At 44.5% G+C, this 16,930-nt stretch carries 19 protein-coding genes; 10 read left to right on the top strand and 9 right to left on the bottom strand.

All coding sequences use genetic code 11. The features are described from left to right. Positions 1–33: 33 nt before the first annotated feature. Positions 34–729, bottom strand: a complete 696-nt coding sequence (tsaA, locus tag ITG10_RS03860) for a tRNA (N6-threonylcarbamoyladenosine(37)-N6)-methyltransferase TrmO (protein ID WP_017630783.1) — start codon at positions 727–729, stop codon at positions 34–36. Positions 730–853: 124 nt separating this feature from the next. Here tsaA and ITG10_RS03855 point away from each other — a divergent pair, with 124 nt between their 5' ends. The 3 genes from ITG10_RS03855 (at position 854) to ITG10_RS03845 (ending at position 3,215) form a co-directional block, all read left to right on the top strand. Further along, the gene (locus ITG10_RS03855) at positions 854–1,114 is read left to right on the top strand and encodes a type B 50S ribosomal protein L31 (RefSeq protein ID WP_008222928.1); all 261 of its coding nucleotides are present in this window, start codon (positions 854–856) and stop codon (positions 1,112–1,114) included. Then, positions 1,115–1,240 carry a type B 50S ribosomal protein L36 gene (gene ykgO / locus ITG10_RS03850; protein WP_123301017.1) on the top strand — a complete coding sequence of 42 codons (126 nt, stop codon included), beginning with the start codon at positions 1,115–1,117 and terminating at the stop codon, positions 1,238–1,240. A gap of 388 nt (positions 1,241–1,628) precedes the next feature. Then, positions 1,629–3,215, top strand: a complete 1,587-nt coding sequence (locus tag ITG10_RS03845) for an AbgT family transporter (protein ID WP_017630782.1) — start codon at positions 1,629–1,631, stop codon at positions 3,213–3,215. 134 nt (positions 3,216–3,349) lie between these two features. Here ITG10_RS03845 and ITG10_RS03840 read toward each other — a convergent pair whose 3' ends face one another. The 3 genes from ITG10_RS03840 to ITG10_RS03830 form a co-directional block, all read right to left on the bottom strand. Beyond that, positions 3,350–4,120: a MipA/OmpV family protein gene (locus ITG10_RS03840; RefSeq protein WP_017630781.1), complete on the bottom strand. Its 771-nt coding sequence runs from the start codon at positions 4,118–4,120 to the stop codon at positions 3,350–3,352. Between the two features lie 118 nt (positions 4,121–4,238). Next, a complete protein-coding gene (locus ITG10_RS03835; RefSeq protein ID WP_017630780.1) occupies positions 4,239–4,682 on the bottom strand; it encodes a YaiI/YqxD family protein in 444 nt (147 codons plus the stop codon). 22 nt (positions 4,683–4,704) lie between these two features. Next, on the bottom strand, positions 4,705–4,992 hold the full coding sequence (locus ITG10_RS03830; RefSeq protein ID WP_017110392.1) for a hypothetical protein: 288 nt from the start codon (positions 4,990–4,992) through the stop codon (positions 4,705–4,707). 767 nt (positions 4,993–5,759) lie between these two features. Between ITG10_RS03830 and ITG10_RS03825 the strand changes: the two genes are divergently transcribed. Beyond that, on the top strand, positions 5,760–6,278 hold the full coding sequence (locus tag ITG10_RS03825) for a GNAT family N-acetyltransferase (RefSeq protein WP_017630779.1): 519 nt from the start codon (positions 5,760–5,762) through the stop codon (positions 6,276–6,278). Here ITG10_RS03825 and ITG10_RS03820 read toward each other — a convergent pair. Together ITG10_RS03820 and ITG10_RS03815 are read right to left on the bottom strand one after the other, a co-directional pair. Further along, positions 6,244–6,552: a DUF3301 domain-containing protein gene (locus ITG10_RS03820; RefSeq protein ID WP_017630778.1), complete on the bottom strand. Its 309-nt coding sequence runs from the start codon at positions 6,550–6,552 to the stop codon at positions 6,244–6,246. The two genes, ITG10_RS03825 and ITG10_RS03820, sit on opposite strands and share 35 nt — an antisense overlap. A gap of 105 nt (positions 6,553–6,657) precedes the next feature. After that, positions 6,658–7,698 (bottom strand): DUF3549 family protein, encoded by a 1,041-nt coding sequence (locus ITG10_RS03815; protein ID WP_017630777.1) that lies wholly within the window; start codon positions 7,696–7,698, stop codon positions 6,658–6,660. An 87-nt stretch (positions 7,699–7,785) separates the two neighbouring features. Between ITG10_RS03815 and ITG10_RS03810 the strand changes: the two genes are divergently transcribed. Further along, positions 7,786–8,100, top strand: a complete 315-nt coding sequence (locus ITG10_RS03810) for a YqcC family protein (RefSeq protein WP_017630776.1) — start codon at positions 7,786–7,788, stop codon at positions 8,098–8,100. Further along, positions 8,100–8,849, top strand: coding sequence for a tRNA pseudouridine(65) synthase TruC (gene truC, locus ITG10_RS03805; RefSeq protein ID WP_017630775.1), 750 nt, complete (start codon positions 8,100–8,102; stop codon positions 8,847–8,849). Before ITG10_RS03810 ends, truC begins: the two co-directional genes overlap by 1 nt. Positions 8,850–8,984: 135 nt before the next feature. On the opposite strand, the gene ITG10_RS03800 is transcribed toward truC, so the two are convergent. The 3 genes from ITG10_RS03800 to map all read right to left on the bottom strand — a co-directional run bounded on the left by ITG10_RS03800 (position 8,985) and on the right by map (position 13,188). Further along, complete coding sequence (locus ITG10_RS03800) at positions 8,985–9,368, bottom strand: DUF3461 family protein (RefSeq protein ID WP_004734354.1); 384 nt, start codon at positions 9,366–9,368, stop codon at positions 8,985–8,987. Between the two features lie 181 nt (positions 9,369–9,549). Beyond that, positions 9,550–12,171, bottom strand: a complete 2,622-nt coding sequence (glnD, locus tag ITG10_RS03795; RefSeq protein WP_017630774.1) for a bifunctional uridylyltransferase/uridylyl-removing protein GlnD — start codon at positions 12,169–12,171, stop codon at positions 9,550–9,552. A gap of 138 nt (positions 12,172–12,309) precedes the next feature. After that, positions 12,310–13,188, bottom strand: coding sequence for a type I methionyl aminopeptidase (gene map / locus ITG10_RS03790; protein ID WP_048612219.1), 879 nt, complete (start codon positions 13,186–13,188; stop codon positions 12,310–12,312). A 457-nt stretch (positions 13,189–13,645) separates the two neighbouring features. Between map and rpsB the strand changes: the two genes are divergently transcribed. The 4 genes from rpsB (at position 13,646) to frr (ending at position 16,910) form a co-directional block, all read left to right on the top strand. Further along, positions 13,646–14,377, top strand: coding sequence for a 30S ribosomal protein S2 (gene rpsB, locus ITG10_RS03785; protein ID WP_032547152.1), 732 nt, complete (start codon positions 13,646–13,648; stop codon positions 14,375–14,377). A 138-nt stretch (positions 14,378–14,515) separates the two neighbouring features. After that, on the top strand, positions 14,516–15,361 hold the full coding sequence (gene tsf / locus ITG10_RS03780; RefSeq protein WP_017630772.1) for a translation elongation factor Ts: 846 nt from the start codon (positions 14,516–14,518) through the stop codon (positions 15,359–15,361). Between the two features lie 161 nt (positions 15,362–15,522). Beyond that, positions 15,523–16,254: a UMP kinase gene (pyrH, locus tag ITG10_RS03775; protein ID WP_017630771.1), complete on the top strand. Its 732-nt coding sequence runs from the start codon at positions 15,523–15,525 to the stop codon at positions 16,252–16,254. A gap of 98 nt (positions 16,255–16,352) precedes the next feature. Next, positions 16,353–16,910, top strand: a complete 558-nt coding sequence (gene frr / locus ITG10_RS03770) for a ribosome recycling factor (protein WP_026084234.1) — start codon at positions 16,353–16,355, stop codon at positions 16,908–16,910. The last annotated feature ends 20 nt before the right edge of the window (positions 16,911–16,930 follow it).

Genomic DNA, 16,930 nt, shown 5'->3' with positions numbered 1-16,930 from the left:
ATAGCCGCATATAATATCAGCCTATTTGGGATCTCAAAAGCGTTCAATGTCAGTTACATTGATGAAAAGCGCTTCAACAACGAATTTCACGTTAAGATCGAACAAATTTACCGCATATTCCTTACTGTCTGGCTTGCCTTTTTTATAGGCAGGTCTTGGATCTTGACCAAGCACTTCTTTGATCACCTGAATGATATGGCGCGCCTGCGGGTGCTGTGCCAGTTTCGCTTGGGCTTGCTGTGAAAAGTTCACGTCTAGCACTTCTGGTTCATCAGTAGCAAAACCTCCCAATGCATCAGGAATTGAATCCGAGTAGGGGATATAAGGTTTGATGTCGATGATCGGCGTGCCGTCGACGAGATCGACACTGCCTAAGTCCAACCAAGTTTGCCCCTTTTCTTGAGAGACACCTTTGAGCTCAACCGCAGACATACCAATCCCATTCGGCCTGAATGTCGCACGTGATGCGAACACACCTATGCGTTCATTACCACCGAGCCGAGGTGGTCTCACTGTTGGTTTCCAGCCTGCTTCAAGGTTCTTGTCGAATAGAAATAGCAGCCATACATGGCTGAATTGTTCGATGTTACGAACAGATTCAAGGCAGTTTGCCGCGTCAACCAGCCTGACTCTTGAGGTGGATGTTGGCACCAATCTAGGTTGCCTTGGTACTGCGAACTTCTCTTTATAAGGAGACTCTATAAAGCCAATAGGTTCAATGGAGTGCATGAGTAGACGCTCTCTAATTACGATCTATGGCGGAAAAATATCATAAATTCGCTTGTTTTTCTTTTGATAATGATTAACATTTGCAATGTTATAACATAACAATTTAATTATTTAGGGAAAGACAATGAAACCGAATATCCACCCGGACTACCGCACAGTGGTGTTCCATGACACCAGCGTTGATGAGTACTTCTTAATCGGCTCTACGCTGAAAACAGACCGCACTATCGAATGGGAAGATGGCAATACTTATCCTTATTTCACTATTGAAGTGTCGTCAAAGTCGCACCCGTTCTATACCGGTAAACAGAGAGTGCTACATAAAGAGGGACGTGTTGCAAACTTCACTCGTCGTTTTGGTCAATTAGGTAAGGGAGCGAAATAAATGAAAGTCGTGAAATCACTGAAAAGTGCAAAGAACCGTCACCCGGATTGTCAGATAGTAAAACGCAGAGGCCGTCACTATGTTATCTGTAAAACCAATCCGAGATTCAAAGCGGTTCAGAAATAAGCCGTCAATTTGATGTGACACGTGTGTAAAAAACGAGGGGAAAGTCAAACTTCATTCATTTGCCTGTTTTTCTTTCCCCTCAAGAGGAACTGGATTAAAGATAGAGTGTTTATTTAGCGTACGATATGTTTTATTTTCAAGTGAATCAATAGGTTATATCGTTAGTTATATTTGTAGTGAATGCGTAATTGTGAATTATAAATCTAGATTTTGTGTTTAATATAGATTTATTTGCTAATTAATTGTTCAAATAGAGTTAAAAATCGTCGTTTGTTACACATTTTGTAACATTTTGAATTTCTAATTGATAATTTTGTCGCGTACCCTTCGCTGGCAATTTGAACATTTTTGTCACAATTGCATAGGAATCACTACAAGGAGGGAACTGATGAGTTCATCAGCTTCAATAAAAAACAACTCGCCAAAGAAACCTATTTTTACCCGTTTTCTCGATGGTGTTGAGTATTTGGGGAATCTATTACCCCACCCGATCACTCTTTTCGCAATCTTCTGTGTCGCTATTCTAGTTACTTCAGGTATCGCTGGATATTTTGAAGTATCTGTTATGGACCCTCGTCCAGAAGGTGCTCCAGGTCGTGCTGCTGACGGCATGATCTACGTTGTAAGCTTACTTAATGCTGAAGGCTTACAGCTCATTGTTACTAATCTAGTGACAAACTTTGTTGGCTTTGCACCATTAGGTACTGTGCTTGTTGCAATGCTAGGTGTAGCGATTGCTGAGCACTCAGGTCTATTATCTGCGGCGATGCGTGGCATGGTAATGGGCGCATCTAAGCGCATGGTTACGGTAACCGTAGTTTTTGCCGGTATTATCTCTAACACGGCTTCAGAGCTGGGTTATGTAGTACTTATCCCGCTTGCAGCAATGCTTTTCCACTCTTTGGGTCGTCACCCATTAGCTGGTCTAGCGGCAGCATTTGCTGGTGTATCTGGTGGTTACTCTGCAAACCTTCTAATCGGTACGGTTGATCCACTGCTTTCTGGTATTACCACAACAGCAGCGCAGATGATTGACCCGACTTACAACGTTGGTCCTGAATCAAACTGGTACTTCATGTTTGTTTCTACTTTCTTCATCGCAATTACGGGTGCATTCGTAACTGAGAAGATTGTTGAACCAAAACTGGGTAAATACAACGACGAAGAAGCGTCTGAAGATTTATCAAATGATTCAATGGGCAAGCTAACAGACGTTGAGAAGAAAGGCCTTAAGCTTGCGGGTATCGCAGTATTAGCGGTTTCTGCACTTCTTGCATGGACGATTGTTCCAGCTGATGGTGTTCTACGTTCAGCAGCAGGTACGGTTTCAGGTTCTCCATTCCTGAAAAGTATCGTAGCGTTCATCTTCGTATTCTTCGCAGTTCCTGGTTTTGTTTACGGTAAAGTTACCGGCACAATGAAAACAGACCGTGATGTAATCAATGCAATGTCTAAGTCTATGTCTTCAATGGGCATGTACATCGTACTTGTGTTCTTCGCTGCTCAGTTTGTTGCTTTCTTTAAGTGGACTAACTTCGGTCAAGTATTCGCAGTTGCAGGTGCTACGTTCCTACAGGATATCGGCCTAACGGGTCCAATGTTGTTCTTCGCATTCATTTTAATGTGTGGCTTCATTAACCTGATGATCGGTTCGGCTTCTGCTCAGTGGGCTGTAACAGCACCTATCTTCGTTCCAATGCTAATGCTAGTAGGCTACGCACCAGAAACGATTCAAGCGGCTTACCGTATCGGTGACTCAACAACGAACATCATTACTCCAATGATGAGCTACTTTGGTCTAATCCTTGCTGTAGCAACGCGTTACATGAAAAACCTTGGTATCGGTACTCTGATTGCAACTATGCTTCCATATTCAATCGTATTCTTGGTTGGTTGGAGCTTAATGTTCTACGTTTGGGTATTCGTATTTGGCCTACCAGTAGGTCCGGGCGCTGCAACGTACTACACGCCTTAGTAAGCAGTGATAAGTGAATATTTGATTCGCTATCAACTTAAACTATGAGATACCAAAGAGCCTGCATCAATGCAGGCTCTTTTTATTGGAGTCTGCAAATTATTCAAGCATACAAACTATTGCAGCCTACAAACTTACAACCCCGCAAAACGATAGGTCACCCCTAATTCAAATGACCAACCTAAATCTCGCTGGATCAAGTCACTGTTGCTGTCGTGATGTATTAAGTCAGCTCGTGCGATACCAATCCAAGTGGGTGTGAACTCATAAAGTCCAATTAACCCAGCTTGATAGACAAAGGTTGACCCAGAATCAAACGGACTCAAACCTGAGGAAGAAGCTTCAGCGTTAGAAATGCCGTAAAGATGATTTGAGAGCTTCTTGTCTCGATAGTCGACTTCTAGGTAAGGCGTAATAGTGAATGGCTGGGTCCACGTCTCCAAGGTTCTGCCTAAGTGGAGCTGAACTTCGTAGCCGTTATGTTCTGAAGTCACGTCGTGTAAATAGGTCAGGCGTGCGCCTACCGTGCCTAAGGTTATCCCTAACTCTCCATTGCCATCTCTGTCTTGAATACCATTAGGCAGATCAACGAAGGTGTCTGACACTTCAGCAAAGCGCCAGTTTCCTGATAACCCGACATAAGGCAGCAGTTGCCAATTGGCTAGGCTGCCATCAATAAAGCCTTTCGGACCGGAATAGAAGAGGTTGGGTGTTGCACCGAATTGAGGGGAACTTTTAGTGGAGAAAACACTTTCACCATAGGTGATGCTGCCTCCTATGATTCCGTATTCTTCATAGGCGAAATTTTTGTGGGCAAAGCCTTCATCAGCAAAACTTTCATCGGCAAAGGAAAGCTGAGTGCTGCAAAAAAGAATGGATAGCGAGAGGGCGATTCGACGAACCATAATCAATACTCCGTTATTGTAATAATTATCAAGAACGGAGTATGTCGATTAAAATTTCATCTGGGCTAAAGCGACTAGGAGATGGCTTTGAACTCTCTCTTAATAAGAAAAGTCGAGGTTAGCGTTTTGCTAGCAGGCGATCGAGGTGGTTGGCGAACTCACGACGGTCGGTTTGAGAAAGGGTGCTTGGTCCGCCAGTTTGGATGCCACTTGAACGCATGGTTTCCATAAAATCACGAATGTTGAGACGCGCTTTAATGGTTTCTTTGGTATAAAGCTCACCGCGCGAGCTCAGTGCTAGTGCGCCTTTGGTGATCACTTCGTCAGCCAGAGGGATATCTGAAGTAATGACAAGGTCGCCTTTCTCTGTTCGTTTTACTATTTCGTTGTCGGCGATATCGAAGCCGCTTGGTACTTGAATCGAGTGGATGTTCACTCGTTTTGGTACAGGAACAACGTGGTTTGCGATGAAGGTGCATTCAACACCAGTTCGCTCAGCTGCGCGTACGATGGTTTCTCGGATAACCTTGGGACAAGCGTCCGCATCAACCCATATCTTCATAGTGTTCTATTTCTCAGTTAGCTTATTGCTCAGTTAACTTAGCTTCAAGCGTGGCAACACGAGCGGTAAGTTCTAGGATTTGCTTTTCCAGTTGGCTAACACGGTCTAGTGCTGGCTCTTCTTGTGTCGCGACTTCAACTTTAGGAACGCGATTCGCACTTTTCCAGCTCTTGATGGTGGTGATTAAAGCTGGCATGGGAACCGATGTACTCATGCGAGCTTTTACTAATGCAACGGTCGGCTCTTTGCCTTGTGCTTGCAGTCCTTCAAGCACCGATTTCAACTCTTCAGAAACATCTTTTGTCAGCATGTTGACCTCCATTTTTAGTCTTTGGTCATTTTACTCGCTCCGGTGGATGATAGCGAATCATAAAACATCCCATGGCGTGTGAGAGATCTCTTACAAAGGCTGTGAGATAACACGAATACTTGTCTAGAGAGATTGATATGCATATTGTTAAAGCGTTGAATTTTAAATGTTTTATATAATTAACAACTCGGTTGGATTCAAAGTGTGATGCAAATCTATTGTCCGAAATCCTAAATCGCGTAAATTAAACCTTGTCGGAAGGATTCTGACACGGAACAGGAAAGCACCAAGGATTTGGTTATCTTCAGGATGAAGATTTGGTTACTTAGGATTGAGTGATCAAGCATGGAGCGTAAGGACATTGTAGGGATACAGTCAGTTAACAGGAAGTTAGCTGCAACGGAATGACAATGGACACCTTTAGGATTAAAGGGTTGGATTAGCATCAGGACGATGTAAAGGACACCGCTCACGGAACAAGTGATGTGCGCTAACTAGGATTGTTAGCTTTCAGGATGATTGGACACCGCTAGGACGGCGAAGTAAAGGAAAGAGCTGAAGGATTACAGCCACTATTATGGATGATGCATGGAGCATTAATTAGTAGCCGGACTGCTGCGAGTAAGACCCTAGCCCTGACACTTCGGTGTCGGGGCTTTTCTTTTTCTGAAGCTTTCTCTGTCTAGGAGGCTCTTTTTAGTCGAGAGCTTTTCATCTAAGAGCGCGACATCTGCTTTTCTGCTAATGGTCAACACAAGGAGTGTTTTATGACGATAGCAACCTCAAGAACGCTGTTGGTACCTTATACTGAACAGCTAGAACTCGACTTTATTAAGTTAAACTGCTGCCCCATTAATCGTGCTGAAATGAACGGGCCGCATTCTGTTGCCTCTGCGAAGCACCTTTTTCAAGAAATACTGCAAGACAACGTCGGCTTTTGCCGTGCGATCATCCATAACCAAACTCGCGAATATCTAGGACATGTCTTTATTTCATCTGAAAAGGGCAGGCATGAACTTGGCTTTATTTTGGATAAAGAACACTGGAATAAAGGCCTTGCGAGTGAAGTACTAAAACCTTTCTTTAGCTTGGTGTGTTTTGAAGAGCACCTAACGAATGTCGTTGCAACCGTCAATGTCGGTCATAATCCATCTATTAAGTTATTAGAAAAACTCGGCTTTGCATTTAAAGAGACCAAACAAGATCAGTTTGGCCCTTATCATGAATATCGCTATACCGCGTATTGTGACGTTACATTCTATGAGGCTGTAGCTCAAACCGCATAGAGCGGAAGCCAACCATGGTCAGTTTGCCTTGGTACAGGTCATCACCTAACGCTGAAAACTCAAATTGGTACACAGTATGCCAGCACCAAATCGTGGTTAACTCATGGCGCATCTTAAGCTTATGACCACTAAAAGCGACACTCAACAACTGTAAGTCCAGTTCTTTACACTTTCTCGCAATGGCAGCCTTCGCAAGCTCTGATTGCCTGCGCTGCTGCCAAAATAAAAAGCAAAAGAAGCACAGAAACAAAATAGCCAATAAGTTATCTATCATTTAATCCATACTTCCTTTTTTATCTCTTCATTCCAATTGTGATAGTTGCGCATTTTGATGAGCGACAGAGTGACTCTCTTTGTGAGCTTATTTAGCCTATTTTTCTTATTTAGCTTTAGCCGCTTGCTGCAGTTCGACCAGTGCGTTGGCAAGTTCTGGTGATGGATTTGAGTTCAGTAGCGGTAAAAATACCATTCTCAGAGTTGGAATCATCACTAAATCTGCAAATAACTGATTGAACAAGTTTTGGTTGCCTGTTTGTGCGAGACGCAGCAAGAATTGATCAGCAATCGCTGGGTCTTGCAGTGCGTGCCAGCTACGACCAGCCAAACCAATTAACACCTCTTGGTGACTTAAGCGTGGGCTCGCCAGAACTTGGTTAATGACGGCATTCGTTGTGCTTTGCTCAGCACCGGAAAGGGCACGAACCAACGCAGACAGCAAGAACAGATCCGGTTCTTGGCTGTTGATTTCATTTTCAGCCATCTCTTGTAAGCGTTGAGCCAGCTTGTCATTGATTTGCGTGTGCTCAAGCGCCCCTAGTGTTGCGTATAGAGGTTCTGATGGCAGTTTGTTCAATGCTTTGCGAATCGCGACACCGTTTTGTTGGCTGCCTAGGCGAGCACACATATCGGTGATGCCTTGAAGTCCAACCGTTTTCCAGTTGTCCCAGCCTAGCTCGCCAGTGAAGTAGTGTTGAGCGTGTTCGTAGTATTGGCTAGTTGCCAGGTCTAAACTTGCTCTGACTTGGCTATGGAACACGGCCATCTTGTCTTCTGAAGGCTTAAACGTATATGGGTTGTTAGACAGCTTTTGTTGTTGCTCTTCGCTGATCTCGCCGTTTAAACGTGTGCCCATCGCTTCGATAACAAACTTAAGGAAGTTGCCTACATCGCCTTGATGCAATAGGCCTCTTTCGTCCAGCTTGAACTTTAGGAACCAAATCCAAGGTTGCTTGTGTTCGTTCCAGTAACTAATGGCTAAGTGAGCTTGTTTCTGAAGTGGAAATGGGTACGGCTGTTTCCCTTGCTCAACATCAGAGAATAATGTGTTGTCGATCTTCTGAATGCGACGACCTAGGTCGTAGATATCGTATTGGCAACCGCTATTCTTGAGTAATTGAGTGAGCGTGTGAATCGTTTCCATAGTAATAAAGCTCCTAACTTTCTTTCCTAAATAGATGGTACTCTATGCCCCAATTTCAAGGTCACTAGATAAATAACTTGGTGAAAAATGACAGCTGCCACAAAGTTACCTCTTTTACTTCAACAATTAGAACAACAAATGCGCCAATGTTCGCTGTGGAGTAATGTTCCACCTTCGGACGAAGCTCTGGCCAGTGTTGAACCTTTCGCGATTGATTCGTTACAACCTGAAGAGTGGTTGCAGTGGATCTTCATCGTGAAGATCAACGCAATGATGGATGCACAAATGAGCTTACCAAAGGGCTTCGCGATTCATCCTTACTTTGGCGAAGTATGGAAAAATGAGGCAGACAAGGCCGAACTGCTAGTGACGATTCAGAGCATTGATGAGGTATGCGCGTAATGTTAGAAATCATTTATCAAGATGAGTATTTTGTCGCGGTGAATAAGCCCGCGGGCATGCTAGTGCATCGCTCATGGTTGGATAAACACGAGACTCAATTTGTGATGCAAACACTGCGTGATCAAATTGGTCAGCACGTCTTTCCTCTGCATCGCTTAGACCGCCCAACGTCTGGCGTATTGGTGTTTGCTCTGTCGAGTGAGGTTGCCTCTGAGGTAATGCCAATGTTCGCTAACCATGAGATGCAAAAGACTTACCATGCAATTGTTCGTGGTTGGATAGAAGAGGGCGATACGCTCGATTACGCACTGAAAGTTGAATTGGATAAGATCGCAGATAAGTTCGCGAAAGAAGACAAAGACGCGCAAGAGGCGGTGACAGTTTATGAACCGCTAGCAAAAGTTGAAGTGCCATATTCAACGGGGCGTTTTCCGACTAGCCGCTACTGCTTGGTTGAGATGATGCCAAAGACAGGTCGTAAACATCAGCTGCGTCGTCATATGGCTCACCTAAGACACCCAATCGTGGGTGATACCTCACATGGTGATGGTAAGCACAATAGACTGTTTCGTGATGATTTAGATTCGCACCGTTTGTTGCTGCATGCGTCTGAATTACGCTTCATTCATCCTTTCACGAAAGAAGAGTTGGTCATGAAGGCTAGCCTAGATGAAACGTGGTTAAGGTTGTTTGAAACCTTTGAGTGGGACACCAACTTAATCGATGCTAAAGCGTGCTCGTCTAACTAAAAGCACACGCACCTAAGCAAGCTTAGAAGTAGAATAAAACAAAGGGCTGATAGTGATATCAGCCCTTTTTGTATCTGCATAATCTTAACGGCATAACTAATGTTGGTTAGTTAACAGTAATAGTTAGTCGCGGGATCATTTTAGCTTTTCTAGATCGGCTTCGATCTCAGCGATCTTACTTGATACCACTTTCTCTAGATGGCGTAAGTCGGTAAGGATCTTCTGCTTCACATCCACTTCAGCCGTTGGCGTCGGTTTGGTGATCTTGTTGAGCTCATCAATCACAAGAGTGAGGTTGCGGTTAATCTCTGTCACTTCTTTGTATTGATTATTGCCACCGCTAACAAGCACACTTTTTACTTGTCGTGGGTACTTAAATTTAACGCTTTTCGCGAACAGTTCACCTTTCTGCTTACGAAAGTAAATCTTCAGGATATCTTTGTGCGCTTCTTGGCGAAGTGAGTAACGTTCAATCTGTTTAGGTTCGTGGATACCTAAGCCAGTGAGGTTTGGATACATAAGCGACCTCTAGGTTATGAATGTAATACTTTTATGTAATTGACTTGATCAATGTAGCAGTCTAACGACGAGCTAGATAGTTGATATCTGTGAATTGATTGTAAGTTGTGGGCAAGATCGCTCTCTATCTTTACCCACACTTATTTGGTTATTAAACCAGCTTTTAGACTGAATTCGCTTTCTAAGGTGCGAGTTCCGAAACGTGCTCGGTTAATCGTTCTCGTAGCGCCTGTTCTTGTTCTTCAGACAGTCTTCCACCGGCTTCACTGGTCAGAATAAACAAATCCTCTGCTCGCTCACCTATGGTGGTGATTTTGGCACCGTGTAAGTTGATGTCTAGTTCCGCGAAGGTTGCACCTACTTGAGCCAATAACCCCGGCGTATCAAGAGCTCTTAACTCCATCAAGGTGCGCTTCTTGCTCTTGGTTGGTAGGAACTCAACTAAGGTTTTGACCTTAAAGTGTTGCAAGTTACGTGGCGTGCGACGTGTCTTAACCTTAGTTGGTCGGCCATCAGCCAATACATGAGTCAGATGCTTAGCAACGGCCTTGTGTCTTGCTTCATCAATCGCTTCGCCGTGTTGGTCTAATACGATAAAGGTATCCAAAACATGACCATCTTTGCTGACCATGACCTGCGCGTCGTGAACGTTAAAGTTACGTCTGTCGAGTTCGGCAACTACGGTCGCAAACAGTGCCGCTTGGTCTTTACAGTAAACGAACACTTCTGTGCCACCACGCGTCGCTTTCTTACTGATCAGTACTAACGGTTGGCTTGGGTCTTCTAGGCGAAGTAAGTGCTCACAGTGCCAAGCGATTTGTTTATGTGTGTGACGCAAAAAATAATCGGCTTTGAAGCGTTGCCATAACACTTCAATTTCACGAGCGGTGAATCCCTCTTTACGTAGCAGTGCTGATGCCATTTGTTGGTTATGACGAATACGATCTCTGACATCGACAGGGTTTTCCAAGCCGCGGCGCAGTGCTCGCTGCGTTGAGTGGAATAGCTCAGCTAACAGGGTTCGTTTCCAGCTGTTCCATAGCTCAGGGTTAGTCGCACAGATATCGGCAACGGTTAAACAAACCAGTAGCTCGAGTGATTCTTCATCACGCACTTTTTTGGCGAATTCGGTGATCACATCTGGGTCGTAGATATCACGACGTTGAGCCGTTACTGACATCAATAGGTGATTTTGTACTAACCACGCCACTTGTTTGGCTTCTGGCTTTGAGAGCCCATGTTCAATACAGAAAGAGTAAGCCTCAACTGCACCTATCTCAGAGTGGTCTCCGCCGCGGCCTTTGCCGATGTCATGGAAGATAGCGGCAAGGATCAGCAACTCTTTCTTCTGTAAGCGTGGGTACACTTCACAACAGATAGGGTGCTTATCGTGGTTTTCGATTTGACCAAAGCGGTTGATGTGCTTGAGCAGGCGGATACTGTGTTCATCCACGGTGTAAACATGGAATAGGTCAAACTGCATCTGACCAACGATCTGGCTCCATTGTGGTAAGTACGCCGAGAGTACGCCCAACTTGTGCATTAAGCTAAAGGCCTTGTGCAGGGCATTTGGGTGACGAACTAGATCCATAAACTTATCACGAGCTTCAGGAATGGTATGCAGGAATCGGTTCAATCGACGGCGTGCTGTTCGCAGTTGTCGCAATGTTGGGGGACTAACCCCTTCGATAGTCGAGTCATTGGCGATATGGATAAACATATCGAGAATGGTTTCTGGTCTTGCTTGGAATAGGGCAGGCTTGCGCGCTTCGATCAACGAACCTCGACGTTGGAAGTCATCGTCGAGAACCTCAGCGTCTTGGGTTTGACCGCCATTGATGATCGCTTGATCGAACAGCTTAAGCAGCATCTTATTCAGTTCAGCAACACGACGAAGGGTTCGGTAGAACTCCTTCATCATCATCTCGACGCCATGATTCCCTTCACCCGTATAACCCAGATGTTCAGCGACTTGAGCTTGATGGGCAAAGGTGAGGCGGTTGTCATAACGGCGCAGTTCAATGTGCAGTGCAAAACGAACTCGCCATAGGAAATCTTGGCACTCAACGAGCTCACGATACTCGGCATCAGTTAGAAAGCCGTACTTACTCATCTCAAGCAAAGATGTCGCACCGAAGTGTCGACGCGCAACCCAGCTCAGGGTATGGATGTCTCTGAGTCCGCCTGGAGTCGATTTGATGTCGGGTTCAAGGTTGTAAGTGGTGTCGTGGTAGCGAGCGTGACGCTCTCTCTGTTCTTGAATCTTAGCCTTGTAGAAGGTTTCACTTGGCCAAAATGAATCGGAGTGAATCTTCAGTTTTAGCTCTTGGAAGGTGTCTTCACTGCCACACAACAATCGCGATTCTTGAAGGTTGGTCGCAACGGTTAAATCATCAATGCCGATCTCAAGACATTCGGCAATGGTGCGCACAGCGTGGCCGACTTCGAGTCTTAAATCCCAGAGTAGGGTGATGAATTGGCTGACTTTCTCGCCGAGTGCTGGTGGCAATGTTTTTTGCGAGACGATGAGAATATCAATGTCAGACAAAGGATGCAGTTCGCCACGACCATAGCCACCCACTGCGACAAGTGAAATATGAGGCAGTTTGTTGAATCCGAAATTTTCCCACAAACGATTGAGAAGTAAATCCATGTATTCGGAGCGCAATAGAACCAAATCGGTGACGGGATGGTGGTTCAGAAATTCATTTTTCTGATACTGCGTGAAGATCTCGAGCTGATTTTTTAATTCGCAGATTTCAATTTGTTCGTCATTGAACGTAAGAGGGCATTGATAAGGCATAGTCTGCTATCCGTGCAAGCAAATGAGAATAGTAAACAATTTAACAGAAGCTGATGGAAAATCGAAATTGAGCGGATAAAAAATATCCTCGACGATGCGAGGATATTTTTAAAAGGCTGGTGAGTTCAGTTCGGTGAACTAAGCGTTCTTCATGATACGTGGGATTGTATCATCGCTGCGCAGTGTTAGTACTTCACAACCAGTATCAGTTACAACCAGAGTGTGCTCCCATTGAGCCGAGTTCTTGCTGTCTGCTGTGTATACTGTCCAGCTATCTTCGTCATCAAGACGACAGCCAAACTTACCCGCGTTGATCATTGGCTCGATAGTGAAGCACATGCCTGCTTTTAGCACGGTGCGATCGCTGTTCTTGTAGTGAACCACTTGTGGATCTTCGTGGAATTCAGAACCAATGCCGTGACCACAGTAATCTTTAACAATAGAGAACTTCGCACGTGGGTTGTTCTTGTTGTTTGTTTTGATGTACTTCTCGATAGCAGTACCGATTTGGCCAAGTTGAACACCTGGCTTAACTTGGCGCATGCCTTCGTAAAGTGCTTCTTGAGCAACCATGCACAGACGCTTGTTTGCAGGTGAAACCTCACCCACTAGGAACATCTTAGAGGTGTCACCGTGGTAACCTTGTGGACGAACGCTTAGATCTGCGTTTTCGTCATCAGGGATGATTACCGTGATATCAACGTTAAGAATGTCACCATCTTTTAGTACTGCAGGTTTGAATTGACCAGTGCTGCCAGTCTCATCTTGTGATGCTGGAATACCGTGGCACACAATGTGATTGATAGACGTACAGATAGACTTAGGGAAACCGTGGTAATCAAGTGGTGCTGAGTATGCGCCTCTTTCTAGAGCGTACTCGTGACAGATTTGGTTTAGCTCTTCTGTCGTTGTACCCACTTGAATGTGAGGTTCAATCATCTCTAGAATTTCAGAAGCCAGCTTGCCGGCGACGCGCATTTTTTCAATTTCTTCAGCAGTTTTAATTTTTACAGCCATTGCATATCTCTTAATTTGGTAGCACCTAAGTGTGCATATTGGGGCTATTCTATCAGTGCAGCAATTTAGCGCAACATTCCCATATCCGTACAATGCTGGTGGATACTTCTCAGCCTGAGTGAATAATGTTCGGTTTGTTGATACCGAAGTGATTGGAAAGGGACACTATTTATAGAGGAAATTTGCCTTTAGGGATCAGTATAGCAGTCGCCATTTTTAGATTTTTTTCTAGCCATAGATAGACAAAATATGGTATAAAGCGCGCCGGACATCAGGACTGTTTTCTCCAATTGGCGAAACTGACTTTGTGTCTACTAACTTATATCTTTAAATCACACACATTCCGACACATGTTCCGGGGTGCCTCAACAACACGAATAACGGCTGAAAAGTGGTTAGTTGTTAGGGGTCGGATTCATGGGGGATGTGGAGGCCTAACCCCATAGAGGATTTTAAAATGGCAACTGTATCAATGCGCGATATGCTTAAAGCTGGTGTTCACTTCGGTCACCAAACTCGTTACTGGAACCCAAAAATGAAGCCATTCATCTTTGGTGCTCGTAACAAAGTACATATCATCAACCTAGAAAAAACTGTACCAATGTTCAACGAAGCTCTAGCTGAAATCGCTAAAGTTGGCGAGAAGAAAGGTAAAGTTCTTTTTGTTGGTACTAAGCGCGCTGCATCTGAAGCTGTTAAAGAAGCTGCTATCAACAGCAACCAGTTCTACGTTAACAACCGCTGGTTAGGCGGTATGCTAACGAACTACAAAACTGTTCGTCAGTCTATCAAGCGTCTGAAAGAACTTGAAGCGCAAGCTCAAGACGGTACTTTCGACAAGCTTACTAAGAAAGAAGCTCTAATGCGTACTCGTGAAATGGAGAAGCTAGAGAAATCTCTTGGTGGTATCAAGAACATGGGCGGCCTTCCAGACGCTCTATTCGTAATCGATGCTGATCACGAACACATCGCAGTTAAAGAAGCAAACAACCTAGGTATCCCAGTTTACGCTGTAGTTGATACTAACTCTAACCCAGACGGTGTTGACTTCGTTATCCCAGGTAACGACGATGCAATCCGTGCAGTACAGCTTTACCTAAACGCTGCTGCAGACGCGGTTAAAGAAGGTCGCAACAAAGATGTTGCTGCTGTAGCTGCTGAAAAAGACGGTTTTGTAGAAGCTGAATAATAGCGGCTCTGAGCCATATTTAGTTCATATTAAGCGGTCATAATCGGTGGCTTAACGGACTGAATACAGTCAATATCAGGGGCCAATTAATTAGGCCCCTGTTTTTTATCTTTTTTAGAATTTACTGAGGAATAGAGAATGGCAACTGTAACTGCAGCTCTAGTTAAAGAACTTCGCGAGCGCACTGGCGCTGGCATGATGGAATGTAAGAAAGCGCTTGTAGAAGCAAACGCTGACATCGAACTAGCAATTGAAAACATGCGTAAGTCTGGCGCAGCGAAAGCAGCTAAGAAAGCTGGTAACGTTGCTGCTGAAGGCGCAATCATCATCAAAGAAGAGAACGGCGTAGCTGCTCTTCTTGAAGTTAACTGCCAAACTGACTTCGTAGCAAAAGATGCTAACTTCACTGCATTCGCAGAAGAAGTTGCAGCTGCTGCAGTAGCTTCTCAAGCTACTGTTGAAGAGCTACAAGCACAGTTCGAAGAGACTCGTGTTGCTCTAGTTGCAAAAATCGGCGAAAACATCAACATCCGTCGCGTACAATACGTTTCTGGTGTTGCACTAGCTTCTTACCGTCACGGTGAGAAAATCGGTGTTGTTGTTGCTGGTGAAGGCGAAGCTGAAACTCTTAAGCACGTTGCAATGCACGTTGCTGCATCACGTCCTGAGTTCCTAAACCCAGAAGACGTACCTGCAGACGTAGTTGCTAAAGAGAAAGCAGTTCAAGTTGAAATCGCTATGAACGAAGGCAAACCAGCTGAAATCGCAGAGAAAATGGTTGTTGGCCGTATGAAGAAATTCACGGGCGAAATCTCTCTAACTGGTCAAGCTTTCATCATGGAGCCTAAGCAAACTGTTGGTGCTATCCTTAAAGAGAAAGGCGCTTCAGTATCTAACTTCGTACGTCTAGAAGTTGGTGAAGGCATCGAGAAAGCAGCTGAAATGAGCTTTGCTGACGAAGTTGCAGCGGTACAAAAAGGTTAATCCTTAGCGTATTGTTTGAAAAGAGACCGTGGCAAATGCTGCGGTCTTTTTATGAATAGTGAATTATTTTTGCTTGCAACGTTAGCTGTTATGAATGCGAACTGACATGTTCAGTTTTTATCCATGACTGTTAATCATCAACTCTTTGGAAGGTAAACTCCATGACTACGAACCCTAAACCAGCGTATCAACGTATTCTGTTAAAACTTAGCGGTGAAGCACTACAAGGCGAAGAAGGTTTTGGTATTGACCCGACGATCCTTGATCGTATGGCTCAAGAAGTAAAAGAATTGGTTGAACTAGGTGTTCAAGTGGGCGTTGTTATCGGTGGCGGTAACCTGTTCCGTGGTGCAGGCCTTGCAGAAGCAGGTATGAACCGCGTTGTTGGTGACCACATGGGTATGCTTGCAACGGTAATGAACGGCCTTGCGATGCGTGATGCTCTACACCGTGCTTACGTAAACGCGCGTGTAATGTCGGCAATCCCTCTTAAAGGTGTGTGTGACGATTACAACTGGGCAGATGCAATCAGCCAACTACGTCAAGGTCGTGTTGTGATCTTCTCTGCTGGTACAGGCAACCCATTCTTCACTACGGATTCTGCTGCATGTCTACGTGGTATCGAAATCGAAGCTGACGTAGTTCTAAAAGCGACAAAAGTAGATGGTGTATTTACTTCTGACCCTGTAGCAAACCCAGACGCAGAGCTGTATGATACGTTGTCTTACAACACAGTTCTTGATAAAGAACTGAAAGTAATGGACTTGGCTGCATTTACGCTAGCACGTGATCACAAAATGCCAATCCGTGTATTTAACATGAATAAACCAGGCGCACTACGTCGCGTGGTTATGGGTGAAACTGAAGGTACATTAATCAGCGACGCTGACTAATTTTTCGGGCTTACTGAGGTGTTATACTTTGGTAAGCTTATCCTTATCACTCCAAATAAAAAGCTTTCTTGAAGAAAGAACATAATCAAGGTGAAATTGTGATTAACGAAATTAAAAAAGACGCTCAAGAGCGCATGGTAAAAAGTGTTGATGCACTAAAAAACAGCCTGCAAAAGATTCGTACAGGTCGTGCGCACCCGAGCCTACTTTCTGGTCTTACTGTTGAGTACTACGGTGCTCCAACACCTTTGACTCAAGTAGCGAACGTTATCGCTGAAGATGCGCGTACACTAGCTATCACAGTGTTTGATAAAACACTGACTCCTCTAGTTGAAAAAGCAATCCTAACATCTGACCTAGGTCTAAACCCTATGTCTGCGGGTACGGTTATCCGTGTTCCACTTCCACCGCTAACGGAAGAGCGTCGTAAAGACCTAGTTAAAATCGTTCGTGGCGAAGCTGAAGGTGGTCGTGTTGCTATCCGTAACATCCGTCGTGACGCGAATGGCGATCTAAAAGCGCTTCTTAAAGATAAAGAAATCTCTGAAGACGAAGATCGTAAAGCACAAGACGAAATTCAAAAGCTAACTGACGCTGCGGTTAAGAACGTAGATGAAGTTCTAGCAACTAAAGAAAAAGAGTTGATGGAAGTTTAATTTTCCATAATCTTTTCTTT

The sequence above is a fragment of the Vibrio sp. ED004 genome (assembly GCF_023206395.1).
Classification (GTDB): Bacteria; Pseudomonadota; Gammaproteobacteria; order Enterobacterales; family Vibrionaceae; genus Vibrio.
This window is presented reverse-complemented; position numbering and strand designations above follow the sequence as displayed.

Coding starts and splice junctions, on each gene's coding strand:
- tsaA (WP_017630783.1), bottom strand. CDS start 729: ATGCACTCCATTGAACCTATTGGCTTTATAGAGTCTCCTTATAAAGAG.
- ITG10_RS03855 (WP_008222928.1), top strand. CDS start 854: ATGAAACCGAATATCCACCCGGACTACCGCACAGTGGTGTTCCATGAC.
- ykgO (WP_123301017.1), top strand. CDS start 1,115: ATGAAAGTCGTGAAATCACTGAAAAGTGCAAAGAACCGTCACCCGGAT.
- ITG10_RS03845 (WP_017630782.1), top strand. CDS start 1,629: ATGAGTTCATCAGCTTCAATAAAAAACAACTCGCCAAAGAAACCTATT.
- ITG10_RS03840 (WP_017630781.1), bottom strand. CDS start 4,120: ATGGTTCGTCGAATCGCCCTCTCGCTATCCATTCTTTTTTGCAGCACT.
- ITG10_RS03835 (WP_017630780.1), bottom strand. CDS start 4,682: ATGAAGATATGGGTTGATGCGGACGCTTGTCCCAAGGTTATCCGAGAA.
- ITG10_RS03830 (WP_017110392.1), bottom strand. CDS start 4,992: ATGCTGACAAAAGATGTTTCTGAAGAGTTGAAATCGGTGCTTGAAGGA.
- ITG10_RS03825 (WP_017630779.1), top strand. CDS start 5,760: ATGACGATAGCAACCTCAAGAACGCTGTTGGTACCTTATACTGAACAG.
- ITG10_RS03820 (WP_017630778.1), bottom strand. CDS start 6,552: ATGATAGATAACTTATTGGCTATTTTGTTTCTGTGCTTCTTTTGCTTT.
- ITG10_RS03815 (WP_017630777.1), bottom strand. CDS start 7,698: ATGGAAACGATTCACACGCTCACTCAATTACTCAAGAATAGCGGTTGC.
- ITG10_RS03810 (WP_017630776.1), top strand. CDS start 7,786: ATGACAGCTGCCACAAAGTTACCTCTTTTACTTCAACAATTAGAACAA.
- truC (WP_017630775.1), top strand. CDS start 8,100: ATGTTAGAAATCATTTATCAAGATGAGTATTTTGTCGCGGTGAATAAG.
- ITG10_RS03800 (WP_004734354.1), bottom strand. CDS start 9,368: ATGTATCCAAACCTCACTGGCTTAGGTATCCACGAACCTAAACAGATT.
- glnD (WP_017630774.1), bottom strand. CDS start 12,171: ATGCCTTATCAATGCCCTCTTACGTTCAATGACGAACAAATTGAAATC.
- map (WP_048612219.1), bottom strand. CDS start 13,188: ATGGCTGTAAAAATTAAAACTGCTGAAGAAATTGAAAAAATGCGCGTC.
- rpsB (WP_032547152.1), top strand. CDS start 13,646: ATGGCAACTGTATCAATGCGCGATATGCTTAAAGCTGGTGTTCACTTC.
- tsf (WP_017630772.1), top strand. CDS start 14,516: ATGGCAACTGTAACTGCAGCTCTAGTTAAAGAACTTCGCGAGCGCACT.
- pyrH (WP_017630771.1), top strand. CDS start 15,523: ATGACTACGAACCCTAAACCAGCGTATCAACGTATTCTGTTAAAACTT.